This is a genomic window from Nocardia sp. NPDC127579, from assembly GCF_042672005.1.
GTDB lineage: Bacteria > Actinomycetota > Actinomycetes > Mycobacteriales > Mycobacteriaceae > Nocardia.
Map to the genome: position 1 here is coordinate 94,448 of NZ_JBHXVZ010000005.1, position 22,435 is coordinate 116,882.

At 69.5% G+C, this 22,435-nt stretch carries 18 protein-coding genes and 1 pseudogene; 13 read left to right on the forward strand and 6 right to left on the reverse strand.

Features of this window, described 5'->3' with window-relative positions:
* Positions 1 to 67 precede the first annotated feature (67 nt).
* The 3 genes from ACFVMC_RS18500 to ACFVMC_RS18510 all read left to right on the forward strand — a co-directional run bounded on the left by ACFVMC_RS18500 (position 68) and on the right by ACFVMC_RS18510 (position 7,470).
* Positions 68 to 1,537, forward strand: a complete 1,470-nt coding sequence (locus ACFVMC_RS18500) for a TIGR02677 family protein (protein WP_379212408.1) — start codon at positions 68 to 70, stop codon at positions 1,535 to 1,537.
* The gene (locus ACFVMC_RS18505; protein ID WP_379212410.1) at positions 1,537 to 2,922 is read left to right on the forward strand and encodes a TIGR02678 family protein; all 1,386 of its coding nucleotides are present in this window, start codon (positions 1,537 to 1,539) and stop codon (positions 2,920 to 2,922) included. Before ACFVMC_RS18500 ends, ACFVMC_RS18505 begins: the two co-directional genes overlap by 1 nt.
* A gap of 102 nt (positions 2,923 to 3,024) precedes the next feature.
* Positions 3,025 to 7,470 carry an SbcC/MukB-like Walker B domain-containing protein gene (locus ACFVMC_RS18510; protein ID WP_379211723.1) on the forward strand — a complete coding sequence of 1,482 codons (4,446 nt, stop codon included), beginning with the start codon at positions 3,025 to 3,027 and terminating at the stop codon, positions 7,468 to 7,470.
* Between the two features lie 107 nt (positions 7,471 to 7,577).
* On the opposite strand, the gene ACFVMC_RS18515 is transcribed toward ACFVMC_RS18510, so the two are convergent.
* Entirely contained in the window at positions 7,578 to 8,126 is a 549-nt protein-coding gene (locus ACFVMC_RS18515) for a M15 family metallopeptidase (protein WP_379211725.1), read from the reverse strand.
* Between the two features lie 69 nt (positions 8,127 to 8,195).
* Positions 8,196 to 9,872, reverse strand: a complete 1,677-nt coding sequence (locus ACFVMC_RS18520) for a fumarate hydratase (RefSeq protein WP_379211727.1) — start codon at positions 9,870 to 9,872, stop codon at positions 8,196 to 8,198.
* A 204-nt stretch (positions 9,873 to 10,076) separates the two neighbouring features.
* Here ACFVMC_RS18520 and ACFVMC_RS18525 point away from each other — a divergent pair, with 204 nt between their 5' ends.
* Positions 10,077 to 10,547 (forward strand): MarR family winged helix-turn-helix transcriptional regulator, encoded by a 471-nt coding sequence (locus ACFVMC_RS18525; protein WP_379211729.1) that lies wholly within the window; start codon positions 10,077 to 10,079, stop codon positions 10,545 to 10,547.
* On the opposite strand, the gene mftD is transcribed toward ACFVMC_RS18525, so the two are convergent.
* Both mftD and mftE read right to left on the reverse strand, forming a co-directional pair.
* Positions 10,544 to 11,749, reverse strand: coding sequence for a pre-mycofactocin synthase MftD (gene mftD, locus ACFVMC_RS18530; RefSeq protein ID WP_379211730.1), 1,206 nt, complete (start codon positions 11,747 to 11,749; stop codon positions 10,544 to 10,546). The two genes, ACFVMC_RS18525 and mftD, sit on opposite strands and share 4 nt — an antisense overlap.
* Positions 11,746 to 12,456, reverse strand: a complete 711-nt coding sequence (gene mftE, locus ACFVMC_RS18535) for a mycofactocin biosynthesis peptidyl-dipeptidase MftE (protein WP_379211732.1) — start codon at positions 12,454 to 12,456, stop codon at positions 11,746 to 11,748. The genes mftD and mftE overlap by 4 nt, the downstream gene beginning before the upstream one ends.
* A 64-nt stretch (positions 12,457 to 12,520) precedes the next feature.
* Here mftE and mftR point away from each other — a divergent pair, with 64 nt between their 5' ends.
* The 7 genes from mftR to ACFVMC_RS18570 all read left to right on the forward strand — a co-directional run bounded on the left by mftR (position 12,521) and on the right by ACFVMC_RS18570 (position 18,253).
* Positions 12,521 to 13,174 (forward strand): mycofactocin system transcriptional regulator, encoded by a 654-nt coding sequence (mftR, locus tag ACFVMC_RS18540; protein ID WP_379211734.1) that lies wholly within the window; start codon positions 12,521 to 12,523, stop codon positions 13,172 to 13,174.
* A gap of 73 nt (positions 13,175 to 13,247) precedes the next feature.
* Positions 13,248 to 14,147: an STAS domain-containing protein gene (locus ACFVMC_RS18545; protein ID WP_379211736.1), complete on the forward strand. Its 900-nt coding sequence runs from the start codon at positions 13,248 to 13,250 to the stop codon at positions 14,145 to 14,147.
* A gap of 11 nt (positions 14,148 to 14,158) precedes the next feature.
* Positions 14,159 to 14,548, forward strand: a complete 390-nt coding sequence (locus tag ACFVMC_RS18550) for an STAS domain-containing protein (protein ID WP_379211738.1) — start codon at positions 14,159 to 14,161, stop codon at positions 14,546 to 14,548.
* The gene (locus tag ACFVMC_RS18555; RefSeq protein WP_379211740.1) at positions 14,526 to 14,951 is read left to right on the forward strand and encodes an ATP-binding protein; all 426 of its coding nucleotides are present in this window, start codon (positions 14,526 to 14,528) and stop codon (positions 14,949 to 14,951) included. Before ACFVMC_RS18550 ends, ACFVMC_RS18555 begins: the two co-directional genes overlap by 23 nt.
* On the forward strand, positions 14,944 to 15,579 hold the full coding sequence (locus ACFVMC_RS18560) for a SpoIIE family protein phosphatase (protein ID WP_379211742.1): 636 nt from the start codon (positions 14,944 to 14,946) through the stop codon (positions 15,577 to 15,579). Before ACFVMC_RS18555 ends, ACFVMC_RS18560 begins: the two co-directional genes overlap by 8 nt.
* Positions 15,576 to 17,831 carry a SpoIIE family protein phosphatase gene (locus ACFVMC_RS18565; RefSeq protein WP_379211744.1) on the forward strand — a complete coding sequence of 752 codons (2,256 nt, stop codon included), beginning with the start codon at positions 15,576 to 15,578 and terminating at the stop codon, positions 17,829 to 17,831. The genes ACFVMC_RS18560 and ACFVMC_RS18565 overlap by 4 nt, the downstream gene beginning before the upstream one ends.
* A gap of 86 nt (positions 17,832 to 17,917) precedes the next feature.
* Complete coding sequence (locus ACFVMC_RS18570) at positions 17,918 to 18,253, forward strand: STAS domain-containing protein (RefSeq protein ID WP_379212412.1); 336 nt, start codon at positions 17,918 to 17,920, stop codon at positions 18,251 to 18,253.
* Between the two features lie 66 nt (positions 18,254 to 18,319).
* Here ACFVMC_RS18570 and ACFVMC_RS18575 read toward each other — a convergent pair whose 3' ends face one another.
* On the reverse strand, positions 18,320 to 19,357 hold the full coding sequence (locus ACFVMC_RS18575; protein ID WP_379211746.1) for an LLM class F420-dependent oxidoreductase: 1,038 nt from the start codon (positions 19,355 to 19,357) through the stop codon (positions 18,320 to 18,322).
* A 59-nt stretch (positions 19,358 to 19,416) separates the two neighbouring features.
* Here ACFVMC_RS18575 and ACFVMC_RS18580 point away from each other — a divergent pair, with 59 nt between their 5' ends.
* Both ACFVMC_RS18580 and ACFVMC_RS18585 read left to right on the forward strand, forming a co-directional pair.
* Positions 19,417 to 20,067: a cyclodeaminase/cyclohydrolase family protein gene (locus ACFVMC_RS18580; RefSeq protein ID WP_379211748.1), complete on the forward strand. Its 651-nt coding sequence runs from the start codon at positions 19,417 to 19,419 to the stop codon at positions 20,065 to 20,067.
* Between the two features lie 176 nt (positions 20,068 to 20,243).
* A pseudogene (locus ACFVMC_RS18585) lies at positions 20,244 to 20,645 on the forward strand (L,D-transpeptidase); the annotation flags it as partial.
* On the opposite strand, the gene ACFVMC_RS18590 reads toward ACFVMC_RS18585, so the two are convergent.
* Positions 20,646 to 22,400: an ABC transporter ATP-binding protein gene (locus ACFVMC_RS18590; protein WP_379211750.1), complete on the reverse strand. Its 1,755-nt coding sequence runs from the start codon at positions 22,398 to 22,400 to the stop codon at positions 20,646 to 20,648.
* Positions 22,401 to 22,435: the final 35 nt, after the last annotated feature.

Consider the following 22,435-nt stretch of genomic DNA (forward strand, 5'->3'; position numbering starts at 1 on the left):
CGACTCCGCCGATGGCCCCGTGCCGCACGAGACGCAGCGGGCCGACTTCGAATTCAGCGACGAGCGGCTGCGGCTGTTCTCCTTCGCGACGGCGGAGCGGCGCGGCGACTACCTGTGGGTGTTGCGGGCGTTCGACAGTGCGCGGGCCGCGTATGTGGTGTTGCTGCACGCCGACGACGTGGCGGAGTGGATCCGCCGCAACAGCGCGGGGGCGGCGGAGCTGAGCGGGGCCGAGATCGGGCCGCTGCTCGATCAGCTGCATCAGTGGGGTGTGCTGGAACGTTCCTACGACGGGACGCGGGCGGCGACACTGGCCGAATATCGCAACCGGCACTACGTGTATCAGTTCTCCCAGGCCGGATTCCAGGCATACCGGGCGGTCGCCGGGGTGCTGGCGGCCCGGCTCGACGAAGCGGCGCTCTCGCGGCTGGTGCTGCCGGAACTGCTCGCCGATCTGCACGCGCTGGCCGAAGCGAACCGCACCGCGAACGCGGAGGTGGTGTACCGCACCCTGCGCCGGCTCGACGCGGCACTCACCGATATGGCCGCGCGGGCCGCGCATTTCTACCTGTCGCTCGGCGATATGGTGCGCACCACAGAGATCACGCCGGAAGCGTTCCTCGTGCACAAGGACGCGCTGCTGGCGCACATGCGCGATTTCAGCATGGACCTGGCGCGCTTCGCGCCGCGGCTGGCCGAAGCGATCGGCGAGATCGAGGACACTGGCGTCGACGATCTGATCGAGCGCGCGGCGGGCTGCGATGAACGGGTACTGCTGAGTCCGCAGGAGCGGGAGGCGGACTGGCGGGCGCGCTGGCAGGGGTTGCGGTCCTGGTTCGTGGCGGCGGAATCCGGTGACGCCACCGAAGCCGACCGCCTGCGTGAGGCGACCATGAGCGCGATCGCCGCGGTGCTGTCGCTGTTGCGGCGGGTCACCGAGACGCGGCGCGGCGGCGTCAGCCGGGAATCGGCGCTGCGCCACCTGGCCGGGTGGTTCACCGCGGCGCCGTCCACCGAGAGCGCACACGCGCTGTTCGACACGGTCTTCGGACTGGGCCGCCCGCGGCACCTGTCGATGGAGCACCCGGACGCGGACCTGATCCCGCCGGGCCGATCCTGGTGGGACGCACCGCCTTTGGAGATCTCCCGCACCCTCGCCGAAACCGGCCGTCCACCGCAGGCGGGTGCGCCGGCTCGGATCCAGCGCAACGACGCCAGCGTCCGCCGATTGCGCGAAGCCCAGCTGGAGGCCCAGCGCGCCCGCGCCGAGGCCGCGAAATCGCTTGCCGCGGCAGACATCTACGAGCGCGAACTCGACGACCGCGAAACCGAGGTGCTGCTCCGTCTGCTCGACGCGGCGTCCACCGCCTGGGTGCCGGTGAGCGGCCGGGTCGACGGGACCACCGGCACCGACAACGGTGTCACATTGACCGTCTCGACGCATCCGGGGTCCACGGTCATCCGTACCTCACGGGGCCTACTGCATCTCGACGGCCGCAAGCTGGACGTGCGCGCGACCCGCGGGAGGCGCGCATGATCCACGCCCGACGCATCGACTCGCTCGCACTCGACAATTACCAGCGCGCCGCACGCGTGATCCTGGCCAATCACCTGGTGACCCGCACCTATCCGGATCGCATCGCGCTGCCGCTGATCCGCCGCTGGGCTACCGAATTGCGCGAGGACCTCGCGGAATTGTTCGGCTACCGGCTCGAGGTCACCGAGACCACCGCGCGCCTGTTCCCGATCATCGATCAGCTCGATCCCGGCAAACCGGCACGCACGGTCAACGATCGGTTGTTCGATCGCCGCCGCTACGCCTACCTGTCGCTGGCGTTGGCCGCGCTGGGGCGGGCGGGCGATCAGATCACCCTGTCGGAGCTGGCCGATCAGGTCGCCGCCTACACCGGGCGCATCGACGGACTGGACCTGGCCCCGGATCGGGCGGCGGACCGGGACGCGTTCGTCGACGCGGTCGGCTGGCTCGCCGCGCGCGGTGCGCTGACCCTCGCCGACGGTGACGCGGGCGGTTGGGCCTCGGATCCTTCGGTGGGCGAAGCGCTCTACGACATCGACCGCCCGGTCGTGTTCGCCATCTTCCGTCCCCCGCGCGCCTTGCAGCACCTGCACAGCGTGACCGGACTGCTCGGCGAGGAAGCCAATCCGACCGGTCAGCCCGCTTCCGGTGACGCCGCCCGGCGGGTCCGGCGCGGGTTGGTCGAGCGTCCCGTCGTGTACACGGAGGATCTGGCTCCCGAGGACCGCGCCGTGCTCACCCAGGAGCGCATCGTGTCCGAGGTGGAGCTGTTCACCGGTCTGCGCGCCGAGCGACGCGCGGAAGGTGTTGCGTTGATCGATGTTTCGGGTCGACTCTCGGATGTGCGTTTCCCCGGCACCGGCACCCTGGCCCAGGTCGCGCTGCTGCTGGTCGGTGAGATCGCCGACCTGGTCCTCGATATCGACAATCCGCTCCCCCGGCGGGTCGTTCCGCCGGACCCGATCGACACCGTGATCACCCGCCTGGACGCGGCCGTCCCGGAATCCACCCTGTTCGCGCCGCTGGCCGAGTTGCCGTTCACCGAACCGGAGGACGACGCCGAGCAGCCGGAGGACCCACCGGAACCGGCCACCTACCCGTTCCTCGACTACACCTGGCTGGGCGAGACCGTGCAGGCGCTCACCGACCGCTACGGTGTCACCTTCGCCGCACAGTGGCAGGCCGACGTGCCCGCGCTGACCGGCGAGGTACTCGCCCTGCTGGAGCGGTTGCGCCTGATCCGATCGGTGCCGGAGCAGGGTGTGCTGGTGCTGCCCGCCCTCGCCCGCTACCGGGGCGCGGTCGTCACGGTCCGCACCAGGCAGGCCGAGGAATTGTTCGTCACCGCCCGAACTCAGGGGCCGCAGGAGACGGCGAATGGGTAACCGCGTGCGGCTCGGGAAGCGTCGATCGGCCGCCGAGCCTGCCGTCTCGGCACCGCGGCCGGGTGAATTCGTCGGCACCACGGATACGGAAGGGGTTTGACCATGTCGGTCATCCATGGCGGAGTGCGTTTCATCCCGACCCGCGCCGGGATCGTCAATCTGTGGGACTACCGCGACCAGGAGTTCTGCTTCGCCGACGGCCGCCTGGTGCTGCGCGGCCCCAACGGTTCCGGCAAGACCAAGGCGCTCGAGGTGCTGTTCCCGTTCGTGTTCGACGGGCGGATCGAGCCCCGCCGGCTCAACCCGTTCGCGGGTGAGGAACGCACGATGAAGTCGAATCTGCTGTATCGCAAGCAGGAGTCGGCCTACTCCTATGTCTGGATGGAGTTCGCCCGCGGCAGCTGGGACGACCCGGAGACGGTGACCATCGGGATCGGGATGCGTGCCACCCGCTCCACCGACAAGGTCACGCGCTGGTACTTCGTGGCCGACGGCCGGGTCGGCGTCGACTTCTCGCTGATCGGCGCGGACGACCGGCCGTTCACCCGCAAGCAGCTGGCCGAGCAGATCGGCACCGACTCCATCGTGGACCGGCCGGTCGAGTACCGGGCCGCGATCGACGCGCGCATGTTCGGGCTCGGCACCCAGCGCTACGACCAGCTGATCAATCTGATTCTCACGCTGCGCCGCCCTCAGCTGGCCAAGAACCTCGACCCGCGCGGGCTGTCGCAGGCGCTCACCGACGGCCTGCGCCCGCTGGACGAGCAGCTGATCCTGGACGCCGCCCGTTCCTTCAGCGATATGGAGGAGGTGGGCCGCAATCTGGAGGGACTGGTACACGCCGACACCGCCACCCGCGCGTTCGTCGGCGTGTACCGGAAATATCTTGCGGTGCAGGCGAAGACGGATGTGGACCAGGTCCGAACCCGGCTCGACGCGGTGACCCACGCCAGCACGGCCCTGTTCGCCGCGACCGCGCTGCGCGAGCGTCGCGAAACCGAGCGCACGGCCGCCGAGGCCCGCGCCGAGGACGCCGACCGCGCCTACGAGCAGGCGCTGTCCGACCGCGAAACCCTCCAGCGCTCCAGCGCTTACGAAGGTAAGCAGCAACTCGACGATCTCGCCGATGCCGTGCGCCGGCTCGAGACCTCCGCGAGCGTGCACCGCGACAAGGCGCTCAAATCCCGCCAGACCTTGGATCAACGGGTCCAGGAGGCCGAACGGGCCGCGACGGCGGTACGGACCGCCGCCGCCACGCTCGCCCGCGGTGAGGACGAATTACGGTCCGCCGCCGAGGAAGCCGGAATCGACTGGACCGCACCCTCGGAGGACGCGCGCGGCGACAACCTCACCGCCGTCGTCCGCGCCCGGGCCGAGGAGCGCGACGCCGACGTGCGCGCGGTCCGCCGGGCGCTGGGCCTGATGGATGCGGCCGCCGCCGAACAGACTCGCGCACAACGACAGTCGGAGCGGGCCGTGGCCGCACGCGAGTCGGCGGCAGCCGAGATCGCCGCCGCGGAAGCGGCGGTCACGCTGGCCCGCACCGAATCTGCTGCGACCCTGCGCAAATGGTGGGACGCGCACCGAGAGGCATATTCCCCCATCGAGAATGGATTGTTCGAGGCCCTCGACACCGCACTGTCCGAAGCGGGCACCGACGAGGCCACCGGCCTGGCCGAGGTCCTCGCCGAGCGCGCCGAACCGCTGCTCGAGGAGATCCGCAACCGGCGTCAGGAAGCCCGCGCACGTGCCCGCGCGGCGATCGAGCGCACCACCGAACTGACCGCCGAACGCGACCGCGTCGCCGCCCAGCGCGACGACGCGCCGACGCCGTCCGCGACCCGCACCGATGCGCGTGACAGCCGCCCGGGTGGACCGCTGTGGCAGCTGGTGCGTTTCGCAGACGACGTCACCGCCGAGGCAGCGAGCGGAATCGAAGCCGCGCTGCACGCCACGGGCCTGCTCGACGCGTGGGTGTGTCCGGCCGCCGACCTGCCCGCCGACTACACCTCCGACCAGTTCCTGGTCCCACTGCCGGAATCCGCGCGCCCCGTCGGCCGCACCCTCGCCGATGTGCTTGCGGTGGAAGAGGATTCCGACCACCTGACGATTCCCCGCCAGGTCGTCGCCGACGTCCTCGCCTCCATCGCCCTGCACGAGAGTTCCACCGCAACGGGTTTCGAGGCGGCGGCATCACCCGCAGCCGGTCCGCGTGCGACAGGTTCCAGCGCGGCCGAATCCGCGAGCGCGGGTTCCGTCACGACAGGATCCAACGCGGCCGAATCCACGAGCGCGGATTCCGACACGACAGGATCCAAGAGCGCAAGTAGCGGCGCAGCGGGTAGTGCCGCCACGGGATCCGATCCCGCGGGTTCCCTCGCGGTCAGTACCTCTGGTGCGTACCGCCAGGGTGTGCAGGTCGGCCGCCACCACAAGACCGAGGCCGAGTTCATCGGCGCGACGGCCCGGGCTCGACGGCGTGAATCGCGGCTCGCCGAGCTGGCCGCCACACTCGAATCCGCCGCGACCGAACGAGAGGCGGCGACCGCCGAAGAAGCCGCTGCCACAGCCGAACTCGCACGGCTGGCGGCAGCCGCGAAGGCGCTGCCGCGCCCGGCCGCGGTCACCTCGGCGCTGCGCGCGGTGTCCGAGGCCGCCGGTCTCATGCGTTCTCGTTCCGAGGCCGCCACCCAGGCCGAGCGCGATCTCGATCAGGCCGTCGCCGAGGTGGCGACCGTGGACAAGAAGTTGCGGTCGATCGCCACCGCGCACCGCACACCGCGCGACCCGCGCGATATCGACGCGCTCGCCGCCGCCATCCGGCATTTCGAGAACACCGGTACCGGTCTGCTGCGGTTACGCACCGACCACGAACGCGAGCGGGAACGCGAGCGCGAGGGCGCCGACCGGCTCGCCGAGGCCCAGGACCTCGCCGAGGCGTTCGCCGAGGAAGCCGAAGCCGCCGAAGCCGGCTACCAGGAGCAGTCCCGGAAACTGGAGACTCTGCGCGAGGCGCTGGGTGCGGGCGCCGCCGATATCGACCGCGACCTGGAGCGGGCCCGGGAGAAGATCGAGGCCGCCCGCGCCACGCAGAAGACGGCCCGCAAGGCCGCCAACGCCGCCATCGAGGCGATCGGCGACGCCGAAGCAGCCTTCCGGACCGCGCACGAATCGCTCGGCACCGCGCTCACCGAGGTGCTCGCCGACGTGAAAACCCTTGCGCCCTACGCACGCCCGGATCTGCTGCGGCTGCTCGGCGCACCGGCGCAGAGCCGCTGGCCCAGCAGTGACGCCGCCTGGTCCACTCCCGAGCAGCTGCTCTACCGAATCACCCAGGCGGGCCCCTACGCCGAGCCGTCGGCGGAAGGGCAGACGACACCGTGGGTGTCCACGGTGCTGCCCGAGGAGGTCGCCGAACTGTTCGACAACCTCACCGCCGCAACCGCTTCGGTGCGGGCCGGGGAGGCGGCGCGTAAGTCCACCCGCAGCGCGGTGACCGCGGCCCTGCAGGAGTTCGACGCCGCGCTGGCCGGGTGCGGGCGCGACTACCGCCTCCAGTGGGACGCCGCCGACGGCCTCACCGTGGTGCAGGTCGCCGACGATCAGGGCATGTCGGCGCTGGCCGATTTCGCGGTCCGCATCGATCAGGCCCGCCACGATCAGGAATTGCTGCTCACCGACGCCGAACGCCGCATCCTGGAGGACGCGCTGCTGACCGGCCTGGCCCAGCAGATCCACGAACGCACCACCGACGCCAGGGAGCTCATCGCCCGCATGGGCGCGGAGATGAAGCAGCGGCGGATGTCCTCGGGCAACACCATCGGCGTGCACTGGGTGCTGGCCGATTCGCTCTCCGATGCCGCCCGGGGCATGTGCAAGCTGCTGGACCGGGACGCGTCCGCGCTCGCGCCGGAGGACCTGGCCGCGATCCGCGCGCATTTCGCCGCCGAGATCCGGGCCGCGCGCGCCGCCCACCCCGAGCGCTCGTACCCCGAAATCCTCGCCGCCACCTTGGATTACCGCACCTGGCGGGTGTTCTCGTTCACCCTGATCTCCGGTGACGGCACCGAGGACAAGCTCACCGTCGCCCGGCACAGCGCCCTGTCCGGCGGCGAGCAGTCGGTCTCGCTGCATCTGCCGCTGTTCGCCGCCGCGCACGTCATGCTCGATTCGGCCGACCCACAGGCCCCGCGGCTACTCGCCCTCGACGAGGCGTTCGCCGGTGTCGACGACAACGGCCGCAGCGAATTGCTGGGCCTGAGCGTCCAATTCGATCTCGACCTCTTCATGACCGGCTACGACCTGTGGATCACCTACCCCCACGTCCCCGGCTGCGCCCACTACGACCTGGCCCACTCCACCGCCGAGAACTCCGTCAGCGCCACCCTCCTGGTCTGGGACAGCGGCGACCTCCTCGCCGAACACGACGGCACCGACCTCACCACCGCCCTCGGCTCCCCCAACCGCCGCCGCACCCCCACCACCATCGAAGGCGGCCTCCCCCTCGACAACATGCCCGGCACCCCCGCCCCCACCCCCGCCAGCTGACCCGATCGCCCGGCTACGGCTGCATCCGGTTGGAAGGCGGGACATGACTGCGGCGTTTCGCGAGAAGCTCCCGCGGTAGTGTCCCAGGTTCACCAAGTACCCGCTAGCTAGCTCGCCGGCCCCCAGGGCCAGGCGAGCATCGGGGCGGCGCTGCCGGTGTCGGGGGTGAGGGCCGGGGGGGTGGCGGGTGCTGGTTCGGCGGCGTCGGCGCGGAGGGCTGGGCAGGGGCCGCCGGGGTAGGTGGACAGTTCGAAGTGCCACCATTCGTTGGCGAAGGTGCGGCACAGGCCCCAGCGGTTGCCGTTGGTTTCGAGCCAGGCGGCGCCGGACTGCGGGCCGACGTCGATGGCGTCGCCGGAGACGTGGGTGGATTCCTCGGGTGGGAGGACCCAGCGGCGGGCTTCGTCGGGGCTGCCGTAGGTGGCGAGGCCGTCTTCCCACATGGCCTGCTGTTCGGCGTAGGAGCGGTGGCCGGAGTTGATATAGAGGGTCACGCCTTCGGCCCGCGCCGCTTCCTCGGCCTGGCTGTAGGCCGCGGCCAGGGCGGGCGTCAGGCCCTCGGTTCCGGCCGCTGCCGCCGTGGCCTGCGGCGCGGCCGCTACCAGTACGACCAGTACCGGCAGCGCCGCCGCGGACATCGCTAGCTTCCCGATCATGTCGGCGATCCTATCCGCACACTTCCGACAAATCGGGTAACCGATGAGCTCTGGCTATGACTCGCGCCCTCAGACGCGCTCTTTGGATCGCGTCCGCACGCGCAGCGCGATCGGCTTCTGCGTTTCGGCGAAGAAGTCGTTGCCCTTGTCGTCCACGACGATGAACGCCGGGAAGTCCTCGACCTCGATCTTCCAGACCGCTTCCATCCCGAGCTCGGCGTACTCCAGCACCTCGACGGACTTGATGCAGTCCAGCGCCAGCCGCGCGGCGGGGCCGCCGATGGAGCCGAGGTAGAAACCGCCGTGTTCCTTGCACGCCTTGGTCACCTGGGCGGAGCGATTGCCTTTGGCCAGCATGACGTGTGAGCCGCCCGCGGCCTGGAACTGGTCGACGTAGGAGTCCATGCGCCCGGCCGTGGTCGGCCCGAACGAGCCGGAGGCGTAGCCGTCGGGGGTCTTGGCCGGGCCGGCGTAGTAGACGGCCATATCCCGCAGGTACTGCGGCATCGGCTCGCCCGCGTCCAGCCGCTCCTTGATCTTGGCGTGCGCGATATCGCGCGCCACCACCAGCGGCCCGGTCAGCGAAAGCCGGGTCTTCACCGGGTATTTGGAGAGTTCGGCGCGGATCTCGTCCATCGGGCGATTCAGATCGATGTTCACCACGTCGCCGCCGAGGATGGCGTCGGTCTGCTCGGGCAGGTACTGCGCGGGCTCACGCTCGAGCTGCTCCAGGAACACACCTTCCGGGGTGATCTTGGCCAGCGCCTGGCGGTCCGCCGAACAGGACACCGCGATGGCGACCGGGCAGCTCGCGCCGTGCCGGGGCAGGCGCACCACGCGCACGTCGTGGCAGAAGTACTTGCCGCCGAACTGCGCGCCGATGCCGAATTCCTGGGTGAGCTCGAAGACCTCTTCCTCGAGCTCGACATCCCGGAACGCGTGCGCAGCCATCGAGCCCTCGGTGGGCAGGTTGTCCAGGTAGTGCGCGGACGCGTATTTCGCTGTCTTCAAAGCGAATTCGGCACTGGTGCCGCCGATGACCACGGCGAGATGGTAGGGCGGGCAGGCCGCGGTGCCCAGCGAGCGGATCTTCTCGTCCAGGAACTCCAGCATGCGCTGCGGGTTCAGCACCGCCTTGGTCTCCTGGTACAGGAACGACTTGTTGGCCGAACCGCCGCCCTTGGCCATGAACAGGAACTTGTAGGCCGGCTGCGCGGAATCGCCCGGGGTGGAGTACAACTCGATCTGCGCGGGCAGGTTGGTGCCGGTGTTCTTCTCGTCCCACATGGTGATGGGGGCGAGCTGCGAGTAGCGCAGATTCAGTTTGGTGTAGGCGTCGAACACACCGCGGCTGATCCACTCGGCGTCGTCGGCGCCGGTGATGACGCCCTCGGACTTCTTGCCCATGACGATCGCGGTGCCGGTGTCCTGGCACATCGGCAGGACACCGCCCGCGGAGATGTTGACGTTCTTGAGCAGGTCCAGCGCGACGAAGCGGTCGTTGCCGGAGGACTCCGGATCGTCGATGATCTTGCGCAGCTGGGCCAGGTGCGCGGGACGCAGGTAGTGGCTGATGTCGTGCATCGCCGCCTCGGTGAGCAGCCGCAGCGCTTCGGGTTCCACCTTCAGGAAGGTGCGCCCGTCGACCTCGAACGTGCTGACGCCCTCGGTGGTGATGAGCCGGTAGGGGGTGTCGTCGGCGCCGATCGGCAGCAGATCTGAATAGCGGAATTCCGGCGCGGTCACGGACGGCTCTCCTTCGCATGGGGCTCGGGCCCACTGGTCACAAGCACAGCGAGCCTATCCAGCCGACCGGCGCCCACCGGGGTTAGGCAAACCTAAGAGCTGGCAGGACGCACAAAAGGTTGCACGTTCAACTCGGTGGTGCTACCTCTCAGGTCTGACGTCGTCGCAGGCAAAGGCCCCGACCTGTCGGAATTGGAGGCTGCCATGACGGATCCGGAATGGCTCGACGATATCGAGATGCGGGCCTGGCTCGGATTCGTGCGGACCCGCGACCTGATCGCCGCCGCCGTCGGCCGCGACTCGTCCCGTGAGTCCGATCTCACCTACGTCGAGTACTCGGTCCTGGCCAGCCTGTCCAAATCACCGGACTGCCGCCTGACCTTCGCCGAGCTGGCCGAGCGCTTGGAGTGGTCGCAGAGCCGACTCTCGCATCAGATCACCCGAATGGAGAAGCGCGGACTGGTGCTGCGCGAGCCGATTCCCGACGACGCCCGCCGCACCGCCGCGCGGCTCACCCCGCGCGGCGTCGACCTGCTCGACAGCGCCGCGCCCGGCCATGTCCGCAGCGTGCGCCGCCACATGATCGACGCGCTGGATCGCGATCAGCTGGCGGCGCTCGCCGACATCTACGACACGCTGCTGGCCCATCACCGGCGCGTGCCGGAGCAGCGCTAGCCCGCCGCGGCCGCCTGCACCACCGGACGGGCCGCAACCCCGAGCGCCCGCTCGAATCCGTCCGGCACCACCAGATCGCTCCGATCCAGTTCCGCCACACTGGTTTTGCGCAACCCGAGCAGTGCGGAGTCGATGCCGCCGCGCATGATGTCGAGCACGTTCTCCACCCCGGCCTGCCCGTTGGCGGCCAGGCCCCACAGGTAGGCGCGCCCGATCATGACCGCCCGCGCGCCCAGTGCGACGGCCTTCACCACATCACTGCCGCGCCGGATGCCGCCGTCCATCACCACGTCCACCTGCGCGCCCACCGCCTCGGCGATGACCGGCAGCGCCCGGATCGCGGCGGGCGTGCCGTCGAGATTGTTGCCGCCGTGATTGGACACCGAGATCGCCGCGACGCCCGCGTCCACGGCCCGGTGCGCGTCGTCGACCCGCATGATGCCCTTGAGCATGACCGGCCCGTCCCACTGCTCGCAGATCCAGCGCACGTCGTCCCAGTCGGGTGCGGGGGTGCCCATCCATTCGCCGTAGGCGCCGAAGAAGCCGGGCGCGGCCTTGCCGCCGACCGCCATGTTCGGGGCGGTGAGGTCGGGAATGTGCCCGGACCGCAGGTAGGTCGCCAGCCAGCGCGGCCGGGCCAGCGTCTGCGGCGCGAATTGCAGCATGGCGCGCAGATCGAGTTTCTCCGGGATGACCGGGCTGCCCCAGTCCCGGCCGTGCGAGAACGACCAGTCCAGGGTGAGTACGAGCCCGACCGCGCCGGCCGTCGCGGCCCGCTGCATCCGCTCCAGCATCTCGTCCTTGCTGCCGCACCAGTACAGCTGGAAGAAGGTGGCGGGATTGGCCGCGATCACCTCCTCGATCGGCTTGGAGGCGAACGAGCTGAGACCCATGGCGATGCCGCGCGCTGCCGCCGCGCGGGCCACGGCCACCTCACCGTCGGGGTGCACGGCCTGCACACCGGTCGGCGAGATCAGCACCGGCATGGACAGCTGCTGGCCCATCACGCTGGTGGACTGGTCGCGCTCGCCGATCGGCCCCGCGCAGTGCGGCGCGAAACCCAGTTCGGTGAAGGCCTTTTGGTTCTCGTCGATGGTCTGCCCGCGCTCGGAGCCGGCGATGAGTGCGCCGTACACCGATTTCGGCAGCCGCTTCTTCGCGCGGCGCTGCGCCTCGGCGACGGTTTCGAACCAGGGATTCATTGTCCGGCCCTTTCGGGTGTCCGCACCGGCCACCAGGACCGGCACTCGTTTGCCAAATGCGTTGCGAGACTGTCGAGGAGGCGCGCGCCGTCCTCGGGTGTGGCCGTCGTGGGGTCGCCGAGGACGCCGTTCGCGCTCACCGCCCGCACCCCGCCCGCGGCCAGCAGCGGGTAGAGCTGCGAGATCGGGCGCGGGTCACCGGGTTCCGCGCGCTCGGTGCGCACCCGTGCCGAGTCCAGCGCGAGCTGCATACCGGTTTCGGAGTGACCGGCATGCAGGTCACCGTGGTAGCGGGTGACCCACAGGCGGACATCGCGCGATTCGCTGCGCAGCAGCCGCACCGCGCGTCGCAGCGCCTCGATATTGCCGCCGTGGCCGTTGACCAGCAGGATCCGCTCGAAGGTGTCGGTCGCCGAGCGGCACAGCTCCACGATCAGCAGTTCCAGTGCCGCCTGCCCGATGGACAGCGTGCCCGGGAACCCCGCGTGCTCGCCGCTCGAGCCGTAGGGGACGGCCGGTGCGATCAGCACGTCCGGTCGCCGCTCGGCCAGTCCGCGGCACAGCTCGACGGCGATATCGGTGTCGGTGGACAGCGGCAGGTGCGGCCCGTGCTGTTCGGTCGATCCGATCGGCACGGCCAGGATCACGCCTTCATCAGCCCTGGCACCCACCTCGGGCCAGGTCAATTCTGAAACGTGTTCTACCACGCTGCCGAGATTAACGTCACTCACTGCCATAATCAATACGTCATCGACTGACATAATGACCTGCGTGACAGTGCAGGGCAGCAGCACCGGCCGCGGCCGGCCGCGCGGCACCACCAAACGCGAACTGGAACTCGTCGCCATGCGACTGTTCAGCGAGCACGGCTTCGACAACACCACCGTCGAACAGATCGCCGCCGCCGCGGGCATCAGCGGCCGCACCTTCTTCCGCTACTTCCCCACCAAGGCCGAAGTGCTCTGGGCCCAGTTCGACGACGAGATCGACGCGCTCGAACACGCCTTCGCCGCCGTCGCCGACGAGGTGCCGATGATGACCGCGGTACGCCGAATCGTGGTGGACGCCAACACCTATCGCGCCGAGGACATCCCCGAGCTGCGCACCCGCATGCACCTGATCGCGACCGTGCCCGCCCTGGCCGCCACCGCGGGCGCGCACTACGACGCCTGGGAGCGCGCGGTCAGCGCCTTCGCCGCCCGCCGCCTTGGCGTCGCCGCGGACGATCTGATCCCGCTCGCGGTCGGCCGCACCACCCTGGCCGCGGCCCGCGCCGCCTTCGACGCCTGGCTGAATCGCCCCGCCGGCCCCCGGCCGGAGGCCGACGCCGACCTCACGGTTTATCTCGATCGGGCCCTTTCCGCGCTGGCGAGCGGTTTCTCCCGGCTACCCTCAGGTTTCGGCGGCGGTGCGCCCGGGGTATGACTAGGCTCGGAATCGGCGCGCACTGCCGACCGTACGAACGATTGACGAACCGTCGAAAGGGGCTGGAAATTCCATGTCCGAGGTGTCCATGAGCCTTTCGGCGGACGCGCTTCCCACCGGGTCGGTCGACGACAACCTGCTGCCCGAGCTGGTCGAGCACCTGCGTCAGAACCGCACCGCCCTCCGCGAAGAATGGGCGCGGCGTATCACCGAGGCTCAGCTCCTCACCGCGATGACCCCCGACGAGATCTTCTCCGAGGCGACATCGATGTACGACAACTACGTCGAGGTGCTGGTCACCGGTAGTGTCGACGCGCTGCAGGCCTACGCCCGTGATCTGTCCGAGCGCATCATTCCCCGTGGCGTCGAAACCGACGAGGTCATCGGTATCGTGCTGCTGCTGCGCGACGTGCTGGCCCGCTCGCTGTTCGAGAAGTACCAAACCAACTTCGAACTGCTCAACCAGGTGCTCGACGCCTACGAACCGGCCGCCAACCGCATCGCGAGCACCGTGGCCATCTCGTTCGTGCAGGAACGCGAGCGCGTCATCCGCCAGCAGCAAGAAGCCATCCGTGAGCTGTCCACCCCGGTGCTGCAGGTCCGCGAGCAGCTGCTGATCCTGCCGATCATCGGCGTGCTGGACAGCCAGCGCGCCCGCCAGCTGACCGAGCAGTTGCTGCGCGCCATCCGCGCCAACCGCGCCAAGGTGGTCGTCATCGACATCACCGGTGTACCGCAGATCGACTCCACGGTGGCCAACCACCTGGTGCAGACCGTCGACGCGTCGGGCCTGATGGGCGCCAACGTCATCATCACCGGCCTGTCCTCGGAGATCGCGCTCACCCTGGTGACCATCGGCCTCGACCTGTCGAAGATGAACGCCGTCGGTGACCTCCAGGGTGGTATCGAAGAGGCGGAACGGCTGCTGGGCTATGAGGTCACGCGCGTGACCGATCGTCTCGACGGCCGGTAGCCGGGTTTCCGATGCCGGTACCCATTCTCAAGCAGGGCACGTATCTGATCGCGTCGGTGCAATCAGCCTTGACCGACGCGGATACCGAACGCCTGCAGGACGACCTGATGAAACAGGTCTCCAAGTATCGCGCGCACGGCATCATCGTCGATGTCACCGCGATCGACGTGATGGATTCGTTCGCGGCCAGATCGCTGCGTACCATCGCGCACATGACGCAGTTGCGCGGCGCCGAAACGGTGATCGTCGGGCTGCAACCGGAAGTCGCCTTCGCCATGGTGCAATTGGGCCTCAACTTCGAGGACATGCACACCGCGCTCGACCTCGAAGAAGGGCTTGCGTGGCTGGACCGCAAGGCCTCCGGACGCCACCAGCGAGATGGTCGTGACAGTGGCCGCTGAGAACTTGGTGATCGCGGTGAAGGTGTCCGGTGACATCGTGATCGCGCGTCAGGCCGGACGGGAGCTTGCCGAGCAACTCGGCTTCTCCCTTACCGACCGCACCATGATCTCCACGGCGATCTCCGAAATCGCCCGCAATATCACCAGTTACGCGGGCAGCGGAGAAGTCCGTCTGCTCGTCGACGAGCGCGAGGGCAAGCAGGCGCTGGTGGTGCAGGCCGAGGATCAGGGTCCGGGAATCCGGGATATCGCCCGTGCGCTCGACGACGGCTATTCCACGGGACGCGGTCTGGGCCTGGGACTGCCGGGCGCGCGGCGGCTGATGGACCGGTTGATCATCGATTCCGCGCCGGGCCGGGGCACCCTGATCGAAATGTGGAAGTGGGTGCCGACCGGTGCATGAGGACGGCTTCATCGGTCGGATCGAATGGGCGGTGGCCGGTCGTGCGCTACCCGGGCAGCGGATCTCCGGTGACCGCTGCGTCGTGCTCGAAACCGGAAGCGGCTCTGTGCTTTTCGGCGTTCTCGACGGGCTGGGGCACGGTGCGCCCGCCGCGGATGCGGCTGACCGCGCCGCGCAGGTGCTCTCGGAGAATCGCGCCGAACCGCTGGATGTGCTGATGCTGCTGTGTCATCGGGCCATGGCCGATACCCGCGGCGCGGCCGTATCGCTGGCGCTGTTCGACTGCGCCGAGACCATCGATTGGCTCGGGGTCGGCAATGTCGAATCCCGGGTGCTCAGCGTCGGCCCGGCCGGATTGACCGTGCGCGCGACCGTGCTGATGACCGGCGGGATCGTCGGCTATCGGCTACCGCAGCATCTGCAAGCGCAGACCGTGCGCGTACGCGCCGGCGATCTGCTGCTGATGACCACCGACGGCATCGTGGCCGAATCCGTCGACGGCATAGACCTTTCCAAGTCCACCGCCGAGATCACCGCCGAAATCCTCGGGCGGCACGCCAAGGACACCGATGACGCGCTGGTGCTGGCCGCGCGCCATCGCGGCGGCACCGCGAACGGCAACCCATGAGCGATGTGCTGGCGGCGTTCCTGGACGCCTACGCGAACGCGCTACGGCGCCACCTGGATTCGCCGACGCACGCCAGTCTCGCCGAGGGCTACGACCTGGGCCGCCGGGCCCTGGTCGAGGACATCAGCCTGCTCGATCTGACCGAGCACCATTTCCGTTTCGTCGCCGTCCACGACAGCCCCGACCATCCGATCGCCGAGCCCGCGCTCGAATTCCTGCTGCAAACCCTGGCCGCGCTCGATATCGCCACCCGCGGCTACCTGGGCGGACTGCGCCGCTACGAGCAACAGCGTTCGCGCGCCGACGATCTCGCGGGCCGCGACGCCTTCCGCACGGCGCTGGTGGAGTCGCTGCAGGACGGGTTCTTCGTCGCCGATTCGCGCGGCACCATCATCGAGGTGAACACCGCCTTCGGCGCGCTCACCGGCTACGGCGCCGCTGGGCTGCCCTATCCGCTGCCGCACCCGTGGTCGCTGCCCACCGGGCCGCGCTACCCCGATCTGGGCACGGTGGCACAGCGATTCGTGATCCCGGTCCGCCATCGCGACGGCCGCGACGTATGGCTGGCGGTGAGCACGTCCTCGCTGATCAAACCGGAGAACAACGAGCAGATCTTCGTCGGCACCATCCGCGATGTCACCGCCGAGCACGACGCCCAGGCGCGCGATCAGGCCGCCTCCCGGCTGGCGACCGCGGTCGGCGCGGCCACCAGCGTGGTCGAGGTGCTGGCGGTAGGCCTGGACGAACTGCGCCGCACGGTGGGCGCGGAGTCCGCGGTGGTATCGGTGTGGCCGAACCGCAACGCGCGCCCGGAGGTCTACGTTTCCGGTGCGGTGGAACGCAATTCGGCCAATATCGAGGCGCCCGTGCTCGACGAGCGGGCCACCGCGCTGCTGGAACGAGCCCGCCGCCGTCCGCCACGCAGCCTGTTCGCCATCCCGGAGGGCATCGAGAGTTCCGAGGGGATCGTGGCGCCGCTCGGTGAGGTCGGCGACGCCGCGCTGTGGCTGCGCTTCGCCGCGCCGCGGGCCATCACCGCCGCCGACTGGACGTTGTTCTCGCTGCTGATCGGACATTTGAGCCTGGCGGTGCAGCGGGCCCGCAACTTCGATCAGGCCCGCTCGACCTCGCTGACGCTCCAGCGCGCCATGCTCGGGCCGATCGAGCTGCCGCCCCGGTTCTCGGTGCACTACGAACCGGCGCTGCCGCCGCTCGAGATCGGCGGCGACTGGTACGACGTGGTTCCGCTCAACGACGGCACCATCGGCGTGGTGGTCGGCGACTGCGTCGGCCGCGGCCTGTCCGCCGCCGTGGTCATGGGCCAATTGCGTACGGCCGCACGGGCTCTGCTGCTGCGCGGCGCGGGCCCGGCGCAGCTGCTCACCGAACTCGACGCGGTCGCCGCGCGGATTCCGGGCGCCATGTGCACCACCGTGTGCGCGGCGGTGCTCGACCCCGAGGGCGGGCTGCTGCGCTATTCCAGCGCCGGGCACATGCCGCCGATCCTGGCCGATGTCGGGGCCGCCGGGCAGCTGCTGGAGGGTGGCCGGGCGGTGCCGCTGGCCACCTTCGACACCCCGCGTCGCCCCGAGGCGACGGCCGAACTCACCCCCGGCGCCACGCTGGTCCTGTTCACCGACGGCCTGGTCGAGCATCGCGGCGTCGACATCGACGACAGCTTCGCCGAGATCTGCGCCGTCCTCGCCGATACACCGGGCAAACTGCCACGCGAGGTGGCCGACGCGGTGCTGTCCCGGCTGCGGCCCGCGGCCGGTTACGACGACGACGTCGCCATGGTGGTCTACCGTCAGCCCCCGACCGCCCTGTACCTGGAGGTACCCGCGCATCCGGATCAGCTGGCCGGGCTGCGCCGCCGGCTCAAAGCCTGGCTGGCCACCGCCGCGGTGCCGCACGATCTGGCCTCGGACCTGGTCGCCGCGGCGAACGAAGCCTGTAGCAACAGCATCGAGCACGCCTATCTGTCCGGCGAATCCGCTGAGGACCAGGTCATGCTCACCGCCGAATGCGACACCGAACGGGTGTCCATCCTGGTCAGCGACACCGGCCGCTGGAAGCCGCGCTCCGCCGATCCCGGCAATCGCGGCCGCGGTATCGATATGATGCGCGCGCTCACCGAGGAGCTCGAGCTCGATCACACCGCGCCGGGCACCCGGGTGCGCATGTCCATCACCCTGCCCGCGATCAAATCGCCGGTGGCGAACCCGCTTCGGGGGACCAGCCGGCAACTCTGACGAGCGCCACCACGCCGCGCGGACAGCCGGTAGGGTTGATGACCGTGACCAATACTTCCGGAGACGCGCATCCCCTGTCGGACACGATGACTACCGCGGTCGCAGTGCACGACGACGTGACCGTCCTGTCCGTGGTCGGCGAGATCGATCTGGCGACGGCCCCCGCACTCGAGACCGCGATCGAGGGTGTGCTGGCCGAAACGCCGCGCGCGGTGATCATCGACCTGACCGGGGTCGGCTTCCTCGCGTCCGCGGGGATGGCCGCCCTGGTCGCCGCGCACAAGCGCGCCGGCACGGCCACCACCATCGCCGTCGTGGCCGAGGGGCCCGCCACCAGCCGACAGCTCAAAATGACCGCCCTGGACCAGGTTTTCGCGCTCTACGCGACGCTCGACGAAGCGCTGGCCGCCCTGCGCTCCTGATCCACCAGCACCGAGAACGCCGATGGCCGGGATCGTCGAGGGATCCCGGCCATCGGTGTTCGCGGATCAGACGAGTTCGCGCAGCTGCTCGATCAGCTTGACCCGCTCGGCAGGCGTGGCCGCCATCGGCACCACGTTCAACACGGTCACACCCGCTTCCTTGAACGCCGCGACCCGTTCCTTGACGAATCCGGCGGGCCCGACCAGCGAGATATCGCGGACCAGGTCGTCCGGCACCGCCTTGGCGGCCTCTTCCTTCTTGCCGGCCAGGTACAGCTCCTGGATCGTGTCGGCCTGCGCGCCGTAGCCATAGCTGGTGGCCAGCGTGTGATAGAAGTTCTTGCCCTTGGCGCCCATCCCGCCGATGTAGAGCGCCAGATGCGGTTTGACGAATTCCAGTAGCGGCGTGACGTTCTCGCCGATCGCCAGCGCGGGGCCCGCGTACACCTCGAGGTCGCCCAGACTCGGATCACGTTTGGCCAGACCGGCATCGAGCGCCTCGCCCCACACCTGCTTCGCCTTCTCCGGCAGGAAGAAGATCGGCTGCCAGCCCTCGGCGATCTCCGCGGCCAGCTGCACGTTCTTCGGGCCGAGCGCGGCCAGCAGCACCGGAATGCGTTCGCGCACCGGGTGATTGATCAGCTTCAGCGATTTGCCCAGGCCGGTGCCGCGTTCGGCGGGCAGCGGGATCTGGTAGTACTTGCCCTGGTAGTCCAGCTTCTCCCGGCGCCACACCTGGCGGCAGATGTCGACGAGTTCGCGGGTGCGGCCGATGGGCGCGTCGTAGGGCACGCCGTGGAAGCCCTCGATCACCTGCGGGCCGGACGCGCCGAGCCCCAAAGTGAACCGGCCTTCCGAGACGAAGTCCAGACCGGCCGCGGTCATGGCGGTCAGGCTCGGGGTGCGGGTGTAGATCTGCAGAATGCCCGAGGCCAGTTCCAGCCGCTCGGTCTTGGCGGCCAGATAGCCCAGCGCGCTGACCGCGTCGAACGAGTAGGCCTCCGGCACGAAGACGATGTCGAGGCCGGCCCGCTCCAGGTCTGCCACTTCGGCGGCCGCTTCCTTGAAACCGCCCGAATAGTTGATGCCCAATCCGATCCGCATGGGTCTCAACCTAACCGCCGGGCGCGAGCTGGTGCGCACCGGGCGGTAGCGTTACCGGCATGTCGCAGTCGAGCACCGCTACCACCGGCACCGTGTCCTCCTTCGGCGGAACCGCCATCGCCGAATATCTGGGTGAATTGGCCGCCAAGGTGCCCGCGCCCGGTGGCGGCGCCGTCGCCGCGCTGCACGCCGCGCAGGGCGCCGCGCTGGTCGCGATGGTCGCGCGCTACACCACCCGGGCCAAGGACGCCGAGCACAAGCCGGTGATCGACCGCCTGATCGAGGCCGCCGACGCTTGCCGCGACCGGTCACTGGCCCTGGCCGACGCCGACGCCGCCGCCTTCACCGCGGTCGGCGCGGCCTACAAGCTGCCCAAGGACGCCGAGGGCCGGGCCGCCGCGATCACCGAGGCGCTGGTCGGTGCGGCGCGGGTGCCCGCCGCCGTGGTGAACGAGGCCGACGAGATCCTGTCGCTGGCCGCGGAGCTGCTGCCGATCGGCAATCCGAACGTGGTCACCGATATCGGTGCCGCCGCCGATGCCGCCCGGGCGGCCGCGACCAGTTCCCGGCTCAATATCGAGATCAATGTGGCCATGCTGGACGCCGTGCACGGTGACGAGTTCGCGCCCACTTTGATCCGCGTCGAGGCGCTCACCGCGCGCGCGGACGCCTTGCACGCCGACGTGCTGCACGTGGTGCGCAGCAGCTGAATCGAAATTGAATCGCCCGCCCTTCTCATTCGGGTCTAGACTGGTACTTCGGGTACCACACCATCTCGAAAGGGGTGGAAACCATGAGGAGCGCTGGCAGATTTCTGTTCCTCGCGCTATCGATGCTGGCCCTGACCGTGCTCGGCGCACCGAGCGTCGTACAGGCAGCGCCGGCCGACTTCCGTACCAGTGCAGGCACATTCGCCGACGGTGACCTGTCCGCACACACCTTCACCGTGACCGTCGGCGGCGTACCGCGCACCATGAACGCCTCCTACGGCAAGCCGGGATTCGAAACCCCGACCGGGACCTTCCCCGTGCTGGAGAAGTTCCGCTCGGTGGTCTTCGACTCCCGCACCATCGGCATACCGCTCAGCTCACCCGAGGGATATGTCATCAACGGCGAGTTCGCCGAAAGACTCACCTGGGGCGGCGTTTTCATCCACTCGGCACCCTGGTCGGTGGATTCGCAAGGCTATGCCAATGTCAGTCACGGCTGCATCAACCTGTCGCCCGCCGACGCCGAGTGGGTGTACAGCGTGCTCGATATCGGCGACCCGGTCAGCCTGCACTGGTGATCATGCCGCGGCGACGGTCGCGGGCTCGTCTCGTGTGACGAGCGCCGCGTAGCGCCCGCCGAGTTCCATGAGCTCGGCGTGGGTGCCGCGTTCGGCGATCCGGCCGTCGTCCAGCACCAGAATCTGGTCCGCGTCACGAACGGTGGACAGGCGGTGCGCGATGGTGAGCACCGTCCGGCCCTCGGCCAGGGCGTCGATGGCCGCCTGTACCTCGTGCTCGGTGCGGGTGTCCAGCGCGCTGGTCGCCTCGTCCAGCACCAGGATCGGCGGATTGCGCAGGATGGCGCGGGCCACGGCGAGCCGCTGCTTCTCGCCGCCGGAGAATCGGTAGCCGCGTTCGCCGACCGTGGTGTCGTAGCCGTTCGGCAGTCCGGCGATGTGCTCGTGGATCTGCGCCGCCCGGGCCGCCGCCTCCAGTTCGGCGTCGGTCGCGTCGGGTTTGGCGAAGCGCAGGTTGTCGGCGACCGAGGCGTGGAACAGGTAGGTCTCCTGGGATACCACGCCGACCGCGGCGGCCAGATCCGCGAAGGACAGCTCACGCACATCGACGCCGTCGATGCTGATCCGCCCGGTGGCGACGTCGTAGAGGCGGGCCACCAAATAGCCGAGAGTCGTTTTACCGGAACCGGTTTCGCCGACGACGGCCAGGCTGGTGCCCGCGGGCACGGTGAGATCGATGTCCTCGAGCACCGCGCCGGAGCCGTAGGAGAAGCCGACGTGATCGAAGCGGACCTCGCCGCGCGCCGTGCGCAGCGACACCGGCCGCGCGGGCTCGGTGATATCGGGTTCCAGATCCAGGTATTCGAACACGCGATGGAACAGTGCCATCGAACTCTGCACCTCGACGCCGGTTTGCAGCAGCATGACGGTCGGGCGCAGCAGCGTGGTCTGCAAGGTGGTGAAGGCGACCAGCGTGCCGATCGACACCAGCGGGGTGCCGCTCGCGGCGGCTAGGCCGGCGGCGAAGTAGACCACCGCGGGCATGGCCGACATGACGATCTGGATGATCGACTGCCGCCAGCGCCCGGCCATGTTCGCGCGCAGTTCCAGATCGACGAGTTCCCGCGATTCGCGCGTGAAGTCCGCGACCAGCGCGGGCGATCGTCCCATGGTGCGCCCGAGCAGGATGCCGCTGACCGACAGCGATTCCTCCACGATCGCGGACATGCCCGCGAGTTTGCGCTGCCGCTGACCGGTGATCCGGCGGCGTTCGTTGCCGACGCGACGGCTGATCCAGACGAAGAACGGCAGCATGACCAGCGAGACCAGGGTGAGCCGCCAGTCCAGGGCGATCATGGCGACGACGGTGGCCAGCACCGTGGTGAAGTTGGAGACCAGCGAGGTGGCGGTGGAGGTGACCGTCGACTGCATACCGCCGATGTCGTTGGCGATGCGGGACTGGACCTCCCCGGTGCGCGTGCCGGTGAAGAACGCCAGTGGCATGCGCTGGAGGTGCGCGTAGACCGCCGAGCGCAGATCGTGCATGACCCGTTGGCCGACGGTGGTCGAGATATAGGTTTGCAGTACACCGAAACTGCTGGTCAGCGCGGCGACGACAATCATCCCGACGGCGAGCAGGCCGAGCAGGCCGGTGCGCCCCTGTGGCAGCGCGACGTCGAGGATCTCGCGCAGCATGAACGGCGAGGCCAGGCCGACCAGGGCGGACAGGCCGACGAGGGCCGCGACGCCGCCGAGTTTCGCGCGATACGGGTGAAAGAGCCGGAGGATCCGGCGGATCTGATCGGGTGGCTGCATAGGCGCCTCCTTCCTGGACACTACTAACGCTGAGT

Excerpts from the sequence above, each read along its gene's own strand:
- ACFVMC_RS18545 (WP_379211736.1), top strand. The coding sequence starts at position 13,248 with ATGTCCGAGGTGTCCATGAGCCTTTCGGCGGACGCGCTTCCCACCGGG.
- ACFVMC_RS18575 (WP_379211746.1), bottom strand. The coding sequence starts at position 19,357 with ATGCGGATCGGATTGGGCATCAACTATTCGGGCGGTTTCAAGGAAGCG.
- mftD (WP_379211730.1), bottom strand. The coding sequence starts at position 11,749 with ATGAATCCCTGGTTCGAAACCGTCGCCGAGGCGCAGCGCCGCGCGAAG.
- ACFVMC_RS18550 (WP_379211738.1), top strand. The coding sequence starts at position 14,159 with ATGCCGGTACCCATTCTCAAGCAGGGCACGTATCTGATCGCGTCGGTG.
- ACFVMC_RS18515 (WP_379211725.1), bottom strand. The coding sequence starts at position 8,126 with ATGATCGGGAAGCTAGCGATGTCCGCGGCGGCGCTGCCGGTACTGGTC.
- ACFVMC_RS18555 (WP_379211740.1), top strand. The coding sequence starts at position 14,526 with ATGGTCGTGACAGTGGCCGCTGAGAACTTGGTGATCGCGGTGAAGGTG.
- ACFVMC_RS18580 (WP_379211748.1), top strand. The coding sequence starts at position 19,417 with ATGTCGCAGTCGAGCACCGCTACCACCGGCACCGTGTCCTCCTTCGGC.
- ACFVMC_RS18570 (WP_379212412.1), top strand. The coding sequence starts at position 17,918 with ATGACTACCGCGGTCGCAGTGCACGACGACGTGACCGTCCTGTCCGTG.
- ACFVMC_RS18565 (WP_379211744.1), top strand. The coding sequence starts at position 15,576 with ATGAGCGATGTGCTGGCGGCGTTCCTGGACGCCTACGCGAACGCGCTA.
- ACFVMC_RS18525 (WP_379211729.1), top strand. The coding sequence starts at position 10,077 with ATGACGGATCCGGAATGGCTCGACGATATCGAGATGCGGGCCTGGCTC.
- ACFVMC_RS18510 (WP_379211723.1), top strand. The coding sequence starts at position 3,025 with ATGTCGGTCATCCATGGCGGAGTGCGTTTCATCCCGACCCGCGCCGGG.
- ACFVMC_RS18590 (WP_379211750.1), bottom strand. The coding sequence starts at position 22,400 with ATGCAGCCACCCGATCAGATCCGCCGGATCCTCCGGCTCTTTCACCCG.